The organism is Micromonospora sp. NPDC047707 (genome assembly GCF_040704235.1).
Classification (GTDB): domain Bacteria; phylum Actinomycetota; class Actinomycetes; order Mycobacteriales; family Micromonosporaceae; genus Micromonospora.
Window position 1 is genome coordinate 208,104 of the sequence record NZ_JBEYSU010000002.1, and the last position, 14,149, is coordinate 222,252.

General features: G+C 74.4%; 12 protein-coding genes. 8 read left to right on the forward strand and 4 right to left on the reverse strand.

Translation table 11 applies throughout. The annotated features are described in order from the left end of the window. Positions 1–3 precede the first annotated feature (3 nt). The 5 genes from AB0873_RS03195 (at position 4) to AB0873_RS03215 (ending at position 4,347) form a co-directional block, all read left to right on the forward strand. The gene (locus AB0873_RS03195) at positions 4–747 is read left to right on the forward strand and encodes an ABC transporter ATP-binding protein (RefSeq protein ID WP_155330161.1); all 744 of its coding nucleotides are present in this window, start codon (positions 4–6) and stop codon (positions 745–747) included. Beyond that, complete coding sequence (locus tag AB0873_RS03200) at positions 744–1,472, forward strand: ABC transporter ATP-binding protein (protein ID WP_366598204.1); 729 nt, start codon at positions 744–746, stop codon at positions 1,470–1,472. The genes AB0873_RS03195 and AB0873_RS03200 overlap by 4 nt, the downstream gene beginning before the upstream one ends. Beyond that, entirely contained in the window at positions 1,472–2,362 is an 891-nt protein-coding gene (locus AB0873_RS03205) for a branched-chain amino acid ABC transporter permease (RefSeq protein WP_155330163.1), read from the forward strand. Before AB0873_RS03200 ends, AB0873_RS03205 begins: the two co-directional genes overlap by 1 nt. After that, entirely contained in the window at positions 2,359–3,486 is a 1,128-nt protein-coding gene (locus tag AB0873_RS03210; protein WP_366598205.1) for a branched-chain amino acid ABC transporter permease, read from the forward strand. The genes AB0873_RS03205 and AB0873_RS03210 overlap by 4 nt, the downstream gene beginning before the upstream one ends. Before the next feature lie 114 nt (positions 3,487–3,600). Next, positions 3,601–4,347, forward strand: coding sequence for an SDR family oxidoreductase (locus tag AB0873_RS03215; protein WP_366598206.1), 747 nt, complete (start codon positions 3,601–3,603; stop codon positions 4,345–4,347). 87 nt (positions 4,348–4,434) lie between these two features. Here AB0873_RS03215 and AB0873_RS03220 read toward each other — a convergent pair whose 3' ends face one another. Beyond that, positions 4,435–5,241 (reverse strand): hypothetical protein, encoded by an 807-nt coding sequence (locus AB0873_RS03220; RefSeq protein ID WP_366598207.1) that lies wholly within the window; start codon positions 5,239–5,241, stop codon positions 4,435–4,437. Between the two features lie 145 nt (positions 5,242–5,386). Between AB0873_RS03220 and AB0873_RS03225 the strand changes: the two genes are divergently transcribed. The 3 genes from AB0873_RS03225 (at position 5,387) to AB0873_RS03235 (ending at position 10,321) form a co-directional block, all read left to right on the forward strand. After that, positions 5,387–7,096 carry an AfsR/SARP family transcriptional regulator gene (locus AB0873_RS03225; RefSeq protein ID WP_366598208.1) on the forward strand — a complete coding sequence of 570 codons (1,710 nt, stop codon included), beginning with the start codon at positions 5,387–5,389 and terminating at the stop codon, positions 7,094–7,096. 43 nt (positions 7,097–7,139) lie between these two features. After that, positions 7,140–9,251, forward strand: a complete 2,112-nt coding sequence (locus AB0873_RS03230) for a DEAD/DEAH box helicase (protein WP_366598209.1) — start codon at positions 7,140–7,142, stop codon at positions 9,249–9,251. A 122-nt stretch (positions 9,252–9,373) separates the two neighbouring features. After that, positions 9,374–10,321: a hypothetical protein gene (locus AB0873_RS03235; RefSeq protein ID WP_366598210.1), complete on the forward strand. Its 948-nt coding sequence runs from the start codon at positions 9,374–9,376 to the stop codon at positions 10,319–10,321. Between the two features lie 25 nt (positions 10,322–10,346). On the opposite strand, the gene AB0873_RS03240 is transcribed toward AB0873_RS03235, so the two are convergent. The 3 genes from AB0873_RS03240 to AB0873_RS03250 all read right to left on the reverse strand — a co-directional run bounded on the left by AB0873_RS03240 (position 10,347) and on the right by AB0873_RS03250 (position 14,008). After that, positions 10,347–10,763 carry a helix-turn-helix domain-containing protein gene (locus tag AB0873_RS03240; RefSeq protein WP_155330170.1) on the reverse strand — a complete coding sequence of 139 codons (417 nt, stop codon included), beginning with the start codon at positions 10,761–10,763 and terminating at the stop codon, positions 10,347–10,349. 141 nt (positions 10,764–10,904) lie between these two features. After that, a complete protein-coding gene (locus AB0873_RS03245; protein WP_366598211.1) occupies positions 10,905–12,128 on the reverse strand; it encodes an SAM-dependent methyltransferase in 1,224 nt (407 codons plus the stop codon). Between the two features lie 227 nt (positions 12,129–12,355). Continuing rightward, complete coding sequence (locus AB0873_RS03250) at positions 12,356–14,008, reverse strand: DEAD/DEAH box helicase (protein WP_366598212.1); 1,653 nt, start codon at positions 14,006–14,008, stop codon at positions 12,356–12,358. Positions 14,009–14,149: the final 141 nt, after the last annotated feature.

Consider the following 14,149-nt stretch of genomic DNA (forward strand, 5'->3'; position numbering starts at 1 on the left):
GGAATGCTCGCCACCCGCGGTCTGACCTGGCGGATCGGTGAGGTCGCCATCGTCGACGGCGTCTACCTCGACCTGGCGCCCGGGGAGTTCCTCGGCGTCATCGGGCCCAACGGCGCCGGCAAGACCTCACTGTTCAACCTGATCACCGGCCTGCGCCGGGCCACGGAAGGTCGGGTCACCCTCGACGGGCAGGACATCAGCACCCTCCCGCCGTACAAGCGGGCCCGCCTCGGGCTCGGCCGTACCTTCCAGGCGTCCTCGGTCTTCGGTTCGCTCAGCGTGCGGGAGAACGTCCGGCTCGCCGTGCAGGCGTACCGCGGGGGCTCGATGAAGCTGTGGCGGCGGGCGGCGGCCGACCGGGAGGTCGCCGCCGCCGCCGACGCGGCGCTCGACCGGGTGGGCCTCGCCCACCGGGGTACGGCGCTCGCCGGCACCCTCGCCCACGGCGAGAAGCGCAAGCTGGAGATCGCCCTGCTGCTCGCCGGTGAACCCCGGGTGATGCTGCTCGACGAGCCGATGGCCGGGGTCAGCGCCGAGGACGTGCCCGAGCTGGTGCAGGTGATCCGGTCGCTGACCGGCGACAGCGGCCGCTCGGTGCTGATGGTCGAGCACCACATGGACGTGATCCTGGAACTGGCCGACCGGATCGCCGTGATGCACCACGGCGCGCTGCTGGCCTGCGACACCCCGGAGACGGTCATGGCCAACCCGACGGTGCAAGAGGCCTACCTGGGGGAGTCGCTGTGACCGAGCCGATCCTCAGCGTGGAGAACCTGTCGGTCCGGATCTCCGGGCTGCACATCCTCCAAGGGGTGTCCTTCACGGTCGCCCCGACCGGCGTCACCGTGCTGCTCGGGCGGAACGGCGTCGGCAAGACCACCACGCTCCGCGCCGTCGTCGGGCTCACCCCGCGCGCGGGCGAGGTGCGCGGCACCATCCGGATGGGCGCGCAGAGCCTGCTGGCCCGGCCCACCCACCGGCTGGTCCGCGGTGGGCTCGGCTACGTGCCGGAGGACCGCTGCGTCTTCGCCGGACTCACGGTCGCCGAGAACCTGCGGCTCGCCGAGCGGCGGGGCACCACCCCGGCGTACGACCGGGTGTACGCGCTCTTCCCCGAGCTGGACCGGCGCGGCCGGCAGCGGGCCGGCTCGCTCTCCGGCGGGCAGCAGCAGATGCTGGCGATCGGCCGTGTGCTGCTCAACGACAACCGGCTGCTGCTGATCGACGAACCGACCAAGGGCCTCGCGCCGAAGGTCGTGACCGAGGTGGCCGAGGTGCTGGAACGGGTCGCCGAGTCGGTGCCGGTGCTGCTGGTCGAGCAGAACCTGGCCGTGGTGCGCCGGCTCGCCCGGGACGCGGTGGTGCTCGCCGCCGGCAAGGTGGCCTGGACCGGCGACGCCCAGGAACTGCTGATGGAGACCGGCCTGACGAAGTCCCTGCTCGGGGTCGGCTCCGCGGAGGTGCATCACTAGTGGACACGATCATCCTGTTGACGCTGACCGGGCTCGGCCTGGCGGCGCTCTACTTCCTGGTCGCCTCCGGCCTGTCCCTGGTCTTCGGCCTGGCCGACGTGCTCAACTTCGCGCACGGGCTGTTCCTCGGCGTCGGCGCGTACGCGACCTGGTGGGCGGCCGGCAACCTGCCCGGCGCCGGCGGGGACGGGTTCGGCTTCGTCGTCGCGGTCGCCTTCGGCGTGGCCGCCGGCACCCTGGTCGCGGTCCTGGTCGAGCTGGTGCTGATCCGGCCGCTGTACTCGCGCACCATCGAGCAGGTCCTGGTCACCGTCGGCCTCTCGCTGGCCGGGGTGGCACTGCTCCAGGCGACGTGGGGTGCCGACCCGCGCACTTTCCCGCGCCCCGAGTGGACCCGGCAGGTCACCAACGTGCTCGGGGCCAACGTCCCCAACGGCGGCCTCCTGCTGATCATCGCGGCGGTGCTGGTCCTCGGCGCGATCCTGGCCTTCCTCCGCTGGACCCGCTACGGCCTGGTGATCCGGGCCGGCGTGGAGAACCGGGAAATGGTCACCGCGCTCGGCATCGACGTACGGAAGGCGTTCACGCTGGTCTTCGCGATCGGCGGGGCGGCCGCCGCGCTGGCCGGTGCGCTCGGCAGCGTCTACTTCGGCACCGTCTCACCCGGGCAGGGCGGCTCGCTGCTGATCTTCGCGTTCATCGTGGTGGTGATCGGCGGCATGGGCTCGGTCGTCGGGTCCGCGTACGCGGCCGTCGCGGTGGGGCTGCTGCAACAGTTCGTCAACTACTACGGCACCTCCGGGCTGGGCGACATCTGCGTGGTCGGGCTGCTCGCCGTGGTGCTGCTGCTGCGCCCGCAGGGCATCGCCGGAAAGGTGGCAACGGCATGACCGAGGTCAAGAGTCCGGAGGTTCCGGCGCCCCCGGCGGCGGTGCCGTCCGAGCTGGCGCCCACCGGCGGCCGCTGGAGTCGGGTACGCCCGTTCCTGCCGCTGGTCGCGCTGGCCGTGGCGCTGACGCTGCCGTACTCGACGCTGCACCTGCCCGGGATCTTCGAGGGCGCGCTGAACGAGCCGGGCACCCTGCAACTGCTCGCCGTCTGCCTGATCTTCGGCGGGCTCGCCGCCGGCTACGACCTGCTGTTCGGGCGTACCGGGATGCTCTCCTTCGGGCACGCCCTCTACTTCGCCGCCGGTGTCTACGGCACCGACATCCTGGTCACCAAGGCCGGGCTGCCGCTGTGGCAGGCCGCGCTGTTCACGATCGCCGGCGGCACGATCCTCGCCGCGCTGATCGGCGCGGTGGCGCTGCGGACCGTCGGCATCGCGTTCGCCATGGTCACGCTGGCCTTCGCCCAGGTCGGCGCGATCCTGGTGGCCCGCGACTTCGGCGGGCTGACCGGCGGCGAGGAGGGCCTGCCGCTGGACGTCTCCGGGGTGCCGGAGGCGCTGGTCGGGGTGACGAACACGGTCAACCTGTACTGGCTGGCGCTGGCGTACCTGGCCGTCGTGGTGTTCGTGGTGCACCGGGTGAGCGGCTCGCCGACCGGGCGGGTGCTCGCCGGGCTGCGTGACGACGAGCGGCGGGTCGGTGTGCTCGGGCTCGACCCGTACCGGTTCAAGCTGGTGGCGTTCACGCTGGCCGGCGGGCTCGCGGCGGCCGGCGGCGTGGTCTACTGCCTGATCGTCGGCGGCGCCTCCCCGCACATCACGTCCAGCGAGCTGACCCTGTCGCTGCTGGTCATGGTGGTACTCGGCGGGCCGGGCACCCGGTGGGGGCCGGTGCTCGGCGGCATCCTCTACATGTACCTGGACCACCGGCTGGTCGCCTTCGGCACCAGCGAGGCGGTGGACGCCCTCCCGGCGTTCCTCAGCCGGCCCCTGTCCCAGCCGCTGTTCGTGCTGGGCACGGTGTTCATCCTGGCCGTGTACTTCTTCCCCGGCGGCCTGGCCAGCCTCGCCCCCCGCCTGGCCCTCCTCCGCACCTCCCTCCGGATGCCCTCCCGGCGCCGCTGACCCGAACAGCGCACCGGGACCACCCGCCGATCATGACGTTATTGTTGCGCCACGCCGTGTGTCTGGGCGACAACCTCATGATCGGCGGGTTTCGGCGGGTGGGGAGGGTGACGTATGGGTGAGCGGCTTGCGGTCGTCAGCGGTGGCGGGACCGGGATCGGGGCCGCTGTTGCCCGGGTCCTGGCCACCGACGGGTTCGACGTGGTCGTCGTCGGGCGGCGGAAGGACGTGCTGACGGACACCGCCGAGCGGATCTCCTGGGACATCGGGCGTCCCCGTGCCGTCCGGCCCGTGGTCGCCGACCTGACCGACCCGGAGCAGGTGTCCGGGGTGGTCGAGGCGGTCGCCGACCGGGCGGTGGACGCGGTCGTCAACAACGCCGGGGGATACCTCGGCGGCGACACCGGCGGCCTGGCCGGGACCGCCGCGCACTGGCGGGCGAACCTCGACGCCAACGTGCTCACCGCGGTCCTGCTCACCGAGGCGCTGCGGCCGGCCCTGCGCCGCCCGGGTGGGCGGGTGGTCCTGGTCAGCTCGATCGCCGCCCAGCGGGGCGGCGCGGGGCCGTACTCGGCGGCGAAGGCGGCGCTGCACGGCTGGGCGTACGACCTGGCGGCGCAACTCGGGCCGGACCAGATCACGGTCAACGTGGTCAGCCCCGGTTACGTCGCCGACACCGAGTTCTTCGGCGACCGGATGACCCCGGAGGGGCACGCCAAGCGGGTGGCGGCCACCCTGGTCGGCCGGGCCGGCACCCCGGACGACATCGCCGAGGCGGTCCGCTACCTGGCCGGCCCCGCCGCCGGCTACGTCACCGGTCAGGTCCTCGGCGTCAACGGCGGGTCCGTCCTCGGCCGCTGAGGCGGGACGGACGAGGGCCGCGACCCGTTCGGCCGCGGCCCCGTACGCCGCGGCCCCCCGTGTGGCCGCGGCCCGGTGCGCCGTGGGTCAGCTGTTGAACATCTCGTAGGCCGACGCCGGCGCCGCCGTCGCGCCCTCGGGCGCGGTGATCGCCGGCGCCTTGCCGAAGTCGTAGTACTTCACGACGAACTTCAGCGCCTTCTGCTTGCCGGCGGCCGGAATGTCGAGGGTCAGCGAATTGAGGTTGCCGTCCGGCCCCACCACCGCGGTGAACGGCACGGCCTTCGCGGCGTCCCCGAGCGCGGCGACGTCGACGCTGTCCATGGCGTCGGCCGCCTCCTGGCCGGACAGGTCGACCGTCCCGGTGTACGTCCCGTCGGCCTGCTTCTCGACGGTGGTGGCGGTGGCGAGGATCGGGCGGGCGTTGCCCGGGTCCGCGCCCTCGTAGCCGGGCACGGCCTCCGAGTCGGTGAGCTTCGCCTTGTCCAGCTCCATCCAGTTCTTCGGGAGCTTGAGCAGGGTGTGCAGCTCCTCCGACCCACCGAAGTCCACCTTCACCCAGGACTGCTGGTCGACGAAGCGGAAGGACATCTTCATCGTGAAGCCGGCCTCGGCGTCCTTCTCGGTGACATTCAGTTCGATGCCCTTGCTGGCCGGGTCGACGGAGCCGGTGACCGTGCCGTCCGCGTCGGTGCCGCTGAAGAGGAACGCCGGGTCCTTCTCGTCGGGCACGGCGGCCAGCAGGTCGGCCTTGGGGTCGGGCGACGGGGACGGCGCCGCCGAACCCCCGTCCTTGCCGGTGCACCCGGCCAGCAGAGCCGTGGCGGCCAGCATGGCGGTCGCGCCGGTGACGGCCCGCCGGGCCAGGGCCGCGGTGCCGGTTCGCTGCGTCATCAGATGATCTCTTTCTCGTACGGGGCCGTTGCCAGGGCCGATACTGGCACGACTCCGCTGCCGGGCCACTGCCGCTATGCTGCCGTCCGACTGCCGCACGCTGTCATCAGGCGCGCGGCCGGGGTGGTCAGGAGCGGGGACTCGCATGTCAGGGGCGCTGCGCTTCGCGCTTCTCGGCCCTCAACGGGCCTGGTACGCCGACCGCGAGCTCGACCTCGGTCCGAGCAAGCGGCGTGCGGTGCTGGCTGTGCTCCTGCTCGCCGCCGGCCGGCCCGTGTCCACGACGCAGATCGTCGATGCCGTCTGGCCGGACGATCCGCCCGCGAACGGCCCGAACGTGGTGCAGAAGTACGTCGCCGGGCTGCGCCGGATTCTGGAGCCGGAGCGGTCGCCCCGTACCCCCGGGCAGGTGCTCGCGCTGACCGACGCCGGCTACGTCCTCCACGTGTCCCCGGATTCGCTCGACGCCGTCCGCTTCGAGCAGGCCGTACGCCGGGCGGAGCGGCACCGGGAGGCGGGCCGGCCGACGGACGCGCTGGCCGAGCTGAGCGCCGCCCTGGAGCTGTGGCGGGGTGAGCCGTTCACCGGCTTCGCCGGGCCGTTCTTCGAGGCGGCACGGCTGCGGTACGTCGAACTGCGGGCGACCGCCCTGGAGAGCTGGGCCGAGCTGGAACTGGACCAGGGTCGGCACCGGGAGCTGGTCGGCCCGCTCGTGGAGCTGGCGGGGGAGTTTCCGGTGCGGGAGCGGCTGCGCCGGCAGCTGATGCTGGCCCTGTACCGCAGCGGCCGGCAGGCCGAGGCGCTCGCGGCGTACCGCGACTTCGACGAACTGCTCCGGGACGGGTACGGCATCGAGCCGGGCGAGGAGTTGCGGGAGCTGCACCGGCGCGTCCTGGCCGCGGACCCGGCGCTGCTGCCGGCGCCGGACCCCGGGCCGGTCGCGGCCGACGCTCCGGCCCCGCCGGCCGGAACCGCGACCGCGCCACCCGCCGCCACCGCGCCAGCCGAGCCGCCCGCCCGCAACGCACCCCCTGCTCCGCCGCCGGTATCCGCCGCCACCCCGTCCGGCACCGGTCCGGCACCACCGCTGCCGGGGTACGGGCCGCCGGGACTCCTCCCGTCGCCGCCGATCCTGCCGCCCCGGCGGAGGCGCTGGCCGGCTGAGCCGGCTCCCCGGTGGCTGGCCAACCTGGCGACCACCCTCGGAACGCTGCTCGTCCTGGTGTCACTCGGGTTCATCACCTGGCTGATCGTGTTCGTGTACGCGGTGTGGCGGCAGAGCGGGCGACTCGCCCTCGCGGGGGTCGGCTACCTCGTCGTCCTCGTCGGTTTCATCGTGGTGCTGGAGAACATGAACCCGGATCCCGAGGCCGAGCTCACCGACTTCGAGGGCTTCTACATCCTGGGGTTCCTGCTCTCCTGCTGGGCTGCCGGTGCCTTGCACGTGGTCCTGCTCAACCGGCGGGTGTGGGCGCTGGTCACCGGCGGCAGCCGGGCAGGCCGGGCCGCCGAGAAACGCCGGCTCCGCCGGGAACACGCCCGTCTCCTGCTCCACTACCATCCGGCGGCCCGCCACGAGCTGCGCATCGGCCGGCCGGACCTGCCGCGGACCTTCGACGACGGCGGGCTGATCGACGTCAACTCGGTGTCCGAGGCGGTGCTCGCCGACCTGCCGGGCCTGACGACGGACCAGTGGCGGCAGGTCGCGGTGGACCGCTGGCTGCGGGGCCCGTACGGCTCGGTCGAGGAGTTGGCCGGCCGGTGCATGCTGCCGCCGGCGTCCACCGAGCAGCTCCGCGACGTCCTCCTGTTCCTTCCGCCGAACCCCGCGCCGCACCAGCCGGCCGCGCCGTGACGCGCCGTACGCCCCGATCACCCGACGCTGGTAGAAATGCCGGATGAGCCAGGAGCGGACGGCGGTACGCGAGCGGGCCGAGGCGGTGCTGCGGCAGCTTGCCGGGGAGCACGCCCGGCTCCGGGAGGACCAGTGGCGGGCGATCGAGGCGCTGGTCGTCGACCGGCGGCGGGTGCTCTGCGTCCAGCGCACCGGGTGGGGCAAGTCGGCCGTCTACTTCGTGGCCACCGCGCTGCTTCGGGAGACCGGTGAGCACGGTCCCACGGTGATCGTGTCCCCGCTGCTGGCGTTGATGCGCAACCAGGTCGAGTCGGCCGCCCGGGCCGGCATCCGCGCCCGGACGATCAACTCCGCGAACCTCGACGAGTGGGACGAGATCGTCGCCGAGATCCACGCGGGGGCGGTGGACGTCCTGCTGATCAGCCCGGAACGGCTGAACAACCCCGACTTCCGGGACACGGTGCTCCCGAAGCTGGCGGCCACCACCGGGCTGCTGGTGGTGGACGAGGCGCACTGCGTCTCCGACTGGGGGCACGACTTCCGCCCGGACTACCGGCGGCTGCGGACCTTCCTGGGCAACCTGCCGTCCGGCACGCCGGTACTGGCGACGACGGCGACCGCCAACGCCCGGGTGACCCAGGACGTCGCCGAGCAACTCGGCGACGCCCTGGTTCTGCGGGGCAGCCTGGACCGGGAGTCGCTGCGGCTCGGTGTGGTCGACCTGCCCGGCCCGGCGCACCGGCTGGCCTGGCTCGCCGACCACCTCGACGAGCTGCCCGGCTCCGGCATCGTCTACACGCTGACCGTCGCGGCGGCGGGGGAGACCGCCGACTTCCTGCGCTCCCGGGGCTACCCGGTGGCCTCGTACACCGGGCAGGCCGAGGACGCGGACCGCCGCGCCGCCGAGCAGGACCTGCTCGACAACAAGATCAAGGCGCTGGTCGCCACCAGCGCGCTGGGAATGGGCTTCGACAAGCCGGACCTCGGCTTCGTCGTGCACCTCGGCGCACCACCGTCGCCCATCGCGTACTACCAGCAGGTCGGCCGCGCCGGCCGCGCCGTCGCACACGCGGAGGTGCTGCTGCTCCCCGGCGCCGAGGACGCGGCCATCTGGCGGTACTTCGCCTCGCTCGCCTTCCCGCCGGAGGACCAGGTGCGGTCCGTGCTCGCCGCCCTGGCCACCGACCGGCCGCTCTCCACGCAGGCCCTGGAGCCGGTCGTCGACCTGCGCCGGGCGCGGCTGGAGCTGATGCTCAAGGTCCTGGACGTCGACGGCGCGGTCCGCCGGGTGCGCGGCGGGTGGCTCGCCACCGGCGAGCCGTGGAGCTACGACGAGGCCCGGTTGCGGCGGGTCGCCGCCGCCCGCACCGCCGAGCAGGCGGCGATGCGGGAGTACGCGACTACACCCGGCTGCCGCCTGCGTTACCTGCGGGAATGCCTGGACGATGCCGGCGCGTCCGACTGTGGCCGGTGCGACCGGTGCGCGGAACCCATCTTCTCCGTCGACGTCTCCGGGCCCGCGCTGAGCGCCGCGCAGGCTTTCCTCGGCCGCCCCGGCGTCGAGGTCCCGCCGAAGAAGCTCTGGCCGACCGGGCTGGAGGCGGTCGGCGTACCCGTCAAGGGCCGCATCGCCCCCGCGGAGCAGGCGCTGCCGGGCCGGGCGGTCGGGCGCCTGTCCGACCTCGGCTGGGGTGGCCGCCTGCGCGAACTGGTCGGGCCGGACGCCGTGGACGTCGACGTCCCGGAGGACGTGGCCGCCGCCGTGGTCGAGGTGCTGAAGGCGTGGGCGCACGGCGACGCTCCCTGGCCGCGCCGGCCGGCGGCGGTGGTCGCGATCGGATCGCGCCGCCGGCCCCGGCTGGTCGGCTCGCTCGCCGGCCGGATCGCCACGGTGGGGCGGCTGCCGCTGCTCGGCAGCGTCGCCGTGACCGCGCCGGGAGGCCCGCGCGGGAACAGCGCCCAGCGGGTACGCGCCCTGCACGGCGCGGTGACCGTGCCGCCGGATCTGGCCGGCGCCCTCGCCGGGCTGGACGGGCCGGTGCTGCTCGTCGACGACCTGGTCGACTCGGGCTGGACGCTGACCATGGTCGCCCGCGAACTGCGCCGCGCCGGAGCCCCGGACGTGCTGCCGCTCGCCCTGGCCGTCGCGGGCTGAGCCGCCGGCCGGCGGTCGGTCGAGGAGGCCGGGAAGTTCCCGGGCCCGGCGGATTGCGACGGTCGCCACGCCCGGCGGGCACCCGCCCGCCGGCGCGCGTCGCCGACGGTAGCGTGGGCGGTATGACCGGTCAGCCGCCGCCCGACGCCCCGCGCGCTGACCGTGTCTCCGCCCTGCCCGACCGGAGCACCCTGCGGCTGGCGCTGGTGGTGGGCGGGCTGATCCTCGCCGTCCTGCTCGGGTTCGGCCTCGGCCGGGCCGGCGGCGGCCCCACCGCGGCGGTCGGCTACGGCAGCGCGCTGGCCGACCACACCCACGCACCCGGCACCGGGGCGCACGAACACGGCGCCGACCAGGGCCTGGCGGCGGAGGCCACCGGGTTGTCGGTCAGCGCCGCCGGCTACACCATCGCCCCGTCGGTCGTGGACCTCGTCGCCGGCCGTCCCGGCGAGCTGAGGTTCCAGATCCGCGACGCGCAGCGCCGCCCGGTGACCCGCTTCGCCGTGGTGCACGACAAGCCGCTGCACCTCATCGTGGTGCGCCGTGACCTCACCGGTTACCAGCACCTGCACCCCGCGATGGCGGCCGACGGCACCTGGTCGGTGCCGCTGACGCTGCCGCAGCCGGGCGTCTGGCGCGCGTACGCCGACTTCACCGCCCTCGCCGACGACGGCCGGCAGACGGCGGTGACCCTGGGGACCGACCTGGTCGCCGCCGGTGACTACGAGCCGCGCCCACTGCCGGCGGCGGCCACGTCGACCACCGTGGGCGGGTTCACCGTCGCCTACCAGGGCACCCCGCAGTCCACCGTGTCGGTGCCGCTGACCTTCCGGATCACCGGTGAGGGTGGCCGACCCGCGACGCTGGAGCGGTACCTCGGCGCGTACGGGCACCTGGTCGCGCTCCGCGAGGGAGACCTCGGATACCTGCACGTCCACCCGGAGCCGACCCTGGTCGACGGGGCGGTGCGGTTCTGGGTGACCGTGCCCGGCGCCGGGCGTTACCGCCTCTACCTGGACTTCCAGGTGGCCGGGGCGGTGCGGACCGCCGAGTTCACGCTCGACGCCTGACCGGGGGCGCGGCCCCGCCGGTCCGTCAGCCGACCCGGCGGATCGGGCGGCGGGCCAGGTACCGCAGCAGGTCCCGGATGTGGTGCTTCTCCTCGGCCGGCACGGTCGGGTCGGCAAGTCGCTGGAGGATCACCCGGACGTCCGCCTCGACCGGCCCGTCGTCGCTGCGGCGGCGGGGCGCGGGGCCGGCGTCCGGCAGGCCGAGCGCACGGAAGGCGGCCGCGACCGGCAGGTCGAGCGCGGCGCAGAACCCGCGCACCTTGGCCAGCTCGGGGTAGTCCTGCCAGTCACCGGCGAGCCAGCGGAAGACGGTCGAGCGACCGACACCCGTGTGGGACGCCAGGTCGGTGACGGTCCACCCCCGCTCCTCCCGGGCGTCGTCGATGGCGCGCCGCACGAAGCGCGCGAACGCCGCCTGCGGCGATACCTCTACCGAAGCCATTCCAGCGGGTCTTCCCTCCCGGCCGGGCACCTGACGGTGCGTGGTTCGAGGGTAGTACGGCTCGCGGCGGAAGCAATTGACTGATCGACCAGACTGTCCCGTGGGCGGGACCGTACGTGCGGCGCGGAGTTCGTCCGGGTGTCAGCCCGCGGCCGCCCCGGCGGGCGTGCCGCCGGTGACGTGGTCCGCCGCCTCGGCGGTGCCGCCGGTGGCGTCGCCCCCCGGGCCGCCGAGCAGGGTCGCCAGCCTCGGCGTGACGACCCACTGGTCGACCAGCGCCCGGTACTCCGCCCGCTGCGCGCCGGTCGGTGCCGCGCCGGTACGGCGTGCCCGGATCAGCAGGTTCCGCGGCGTGTGCCGCGAGTCGACGAACTCCACCACCTCGGCCCGGTAGCCGTGCAACCGCAGCAGTCCCGCCCGCACCGCGTCGGTCAGCACGTCCGCGAAGCGCTCCCGGAGGATGCCCTGCCGGGTCAGGAGGTCGTACGGCGGCGGAGCCGGCCGGGAGCGCAACTGCGCCGCGACGTCGTGGTGGCAGCACGGCGCCGCGAGCACCCAGCGGGCTCCCCAACGCACCGCCCTCGCGAGCGCCTCGTCGGTGGCCGTGTCGCAGGCGTGCAGCGCCAGCACCAGATCCGGAGCGGGCTCGACCGCCGCGTCGGCGATCGTGCCCGCGACGAAACGCACCCGGTCCGCCCAGCCCAGCCGCTGTGCCAGTTCGGTGTTGCGCTGCCGCTGGTCCTCGCGGACGTCCACGCCGACCAGGTGCACGTCGAGCCCCCGCCGGGTCAGCCACCGGTACGCGGCGAATGTCAGGTACGCGTTCCCGCACCCCAGGTCCACCACCCGCAGCGGGCCGGGCAGATCGTCGGGCAGCGTCGCGGCGAGCGCCCGCAGGAAGGCGTCCACCTGACGTCGCTTCGCCGCCGATCCGCCGATCTCGGCGAAGATGGGGTCACCGGGGTCCAGCAGGTAGTCCTTCGCCCGGTCGTGTCCGGCCGGCTCGGTCGGCGAGCCGGAGTTGGCCGCGCGGTGCACCTGCGCCTCCCCGGACTTCGTGACCCGCAGTTGCAATGTCGTCCGCACGGTCTCCACGTGCCAGTTGCCGAACGGCTCGGCGAGCAGCGCGTCCACGGCCGCGTCCGCGTCGCCGCCGGGCGCGACGTTGCGGGTGTAGGGCCGGCTGCCGTCGGAGGTGGCGATCTGGAGGCGTGGACCGGCCTTGAGGGTGACGGGCCGCAGTTCCGCCCGGACCACCGAGGGGCGCTGCCCGCGCCGCCGGCCCGCGGCCACCGCCCGCGTCAGCCCGGGGTCGAGCAGCAGCGCCCGCACCTCGGCGAGCGCGGCGTCCAGTGGCTCCGGCATGGGTTGATCCTTCCCGGTCGTGCCCGGCGGCGACGAACTGATGTGCCCCGCACTGCCCTTTGCTCTGCTTCAACGGACGCACCGGAAAGCGGCGCGTTCCGGTGCGTCCGTTGAAGCAGAGCAAAGGAGGCCGACCGAGTGGTCGACGGCGGCCCGGGCGGTGTCTACCTGAGCGCGCGACGTCCCCCGCTCGGCGAACGAGGCGGGGGACGTCGGACGTGCGTGTGTCAGTCGGCGGTCGCCTCGGCCGGCGTACCCCCGCCGGAACCACCGCCACCGCGACGGCGCCGGCGGCGGCGCGGCTTCGCCGACGCGCTGCCCTCGGCGGCGGCCGTCTCCGGCTCGGTGCCGCTCTCGGTGGAGATCACCGCGGTCGGCTCGCCCGCGACCACCTCGCCCGCCCGGCGGCGCCGGCGGCGACGCGGGCTGCGCTCCTCGGCGGCGTCGTCGGCCGGCGCGTCCGTGGTCGACGCGACGGCCGCCTCCCCGCCCCGGCCGCGGCCGCGCTCCCGGCCGCGGCCCTCGCCGCGCCGCGAGCCCCGGCCGTCGCCCCGACGCGACCGGCCGCCGAGGTCCTCCTCGACCTCGGCCGCGAGCCCCGCGCGGGTGCGCTCGGCAGTCGGCAGGGTGCCGGTGACGTCGGTGGTGATGCCCAGGTCGGTGTAGAGGTGCGCAGAGGTGTGGTACGTCTCCAGCGGCTCGGCCATGTCCAGGCCCAGCGTCTTGTCGATGATCCGCCAGCGGGGCATGTCGTCCCAGTCGACGAAGGTCACCGCGACGCCGGTCGCACCCGCCCGGCCGGTCCGACCGATCCGGTGCGTGTAGGTGTCCTGGTCCTCGGGGCAGTCGTAGTTGATGACGTGGGTGACGCCGGTGACGTCGATGCCCCGGGCCGCGACGTCGGTGGCGACCAGCGTGTCGATCTTGCCGGCGCGGAAGGCGCGCAGCGCCCGCTCGCGGGCGCCCTGCCCGAGGTCGCCGTGCACGGCGGCAACGGCGAAGCCACGGAAGTCCAGATCCTCCGCGACCCGGTCGGCGGCCCGCTTGGTGCGGGTGAAGATCATGGTCAGCCCGCGACCCTCGGCCTGGAGGATCCGCGCCACGATCTCGATCTTGTTCATCGAGTGGGTGCGGTACGCCAGCTGCTGGGTCTGCGGCGACGGGCCGGTCTCGGCGGTGTGCCCGGCGTGGATCGTCACCGGACGGCGCAGGAAGCGCCGGGACAGCGCGACGATCGGGTCCGGCATGGTGGCCGAGAAGAGCATCGTCTGCCGGTCCTCCGGCAGCATCGCCAGGATCTTCTCGACGTCGTCGAGGAAGCCCAGGTCGAGCATCCGGTCGGCTTCGTCGAGGACCAGCGCGCGCACCCGGTCGAGCCGCAGGTGCTTCTGCTTCTGCAGGTCCATCAGGCGACCGGGGGTGCCGACGAGGATCTCCACGCCCTTGCGGAGCGCGTCGATCTGCGGCTCGTACGCCACGCCACCGTAGATCGGCAGCACGCGGACGCCCCGGCTGCTGCCGGCGGCCTGGAGATCCTTGGCGACCTGGATGCCCAGCTCGCGGGTCGGGACCACGACGAGTGCCTGCGGGACGCCGTCGCCGCCCTCGGTGGGCGCGAACACGCGCTCCAGCAGTGGTACGCCGAAGCCGAGGGTCTTGCCGGTGCCGGTGGGCGCCTGGCCGATCAGGTCGGCGCCGCGCAGCGCGATCGGCAGCGCGTACTCCTGGATGGCGAAGGCGCGGGTGATGCCGGCCGCGGCCAGCGCGTCGACGGTCTCCTGACGCGCGCCCAGCTCGGCGAAGGTGGGTGCCTCCGGGCGTACCGGGGCGGTGGGGGCCAGCTCGTGGCCGTCCATCAGTTCTTGCGTCAGCTCGCTCATATGGATGTGGGGGTGCCCTCTCGTGGGTGCGCCCCGTTTAGTCCTCAGGGCGCGGACGGTATGGCGCGGGCCACACGGTCGGCGGCGGATCTGCCGCGCGGGACCGGGCCGCACGCGCGCCGTGGACCGACTGCGACCAGA

Bases quoted from the DNA above. Each gene is read 5' to 3' on its own strand.
- AB0873_RS03195 (WP_155330161.1), top strand. From the start codon at position 4: ATGCTCGCCACCCGCGGTCTGACCTGGCGGATCGGTGAGGTCGCCATC.
- AB0873_RS03225 (WP_366598208.1), top strand. From the start codon at position 5,387: ATGTCAGGGGCGCTGCGCTTCGCGCTTCTCGGCCCTCAACGGGCCTGG.
- AB0873_RS03220 (WP_366598207.1), bottom strand. From the start codon at position 5,241: ATGACGCAGCGAACCGGCACCGCGGCCCTGGCCCGGCGGGCCGTCACC.
- AB0873_RS03250 (WP_366598212.1), bottom strand. From the start codon at position 14,008: ATGAGCGAGCTGACGCAAGAACTGATGGACGGCCACGAGCTGGCCCCC.
- AB0873_RS03230 (WP_366598209.1), top strand. From the start codon at position 7,140: ATGAGCCAGGAGCGGACGGCGGTACGCGAGCGGGCCGAGGCGGTGCTG.
- AB0873_RS03235 (WP_366598210.1), top strand. From the start codon at position 9,374: ATGACCGGTCAGCCGCCGCCCGACGCCCCGCGCGCTGACCGTGTCTCC.
- AB0873_RS03210 (WP_366598205.1), top strand. From the start codon at position 2,359: ATGACCGAGGTCAAGAGTCCGGAGGTTCCGGCGCCCCCGGCGGCGGTG.
- AB0873_RS03240 (WP_155330170.1), bottom strand. From the start codon at position 10,763: ATGGCTTCGGTAGAGGTATCGCCGCAGGCGGCGTTCGCGCGCTTCGTG.
- AB0873_RS03245 (WP_366598211.1), bottom strand. From the start codon at position 12,128: ATGCCGGAGCCACTGGACGCCGCGCTCGCCGAGGTGCGGGCGCTGCTG.
- AB0873_RS03215 (WP_366598206.1), top strand. From the start codon at position 3,601: ATGGGTGAGCGGCTTGCGGTCGTCAGCGGTGGCGGGACCGGGATCGGG.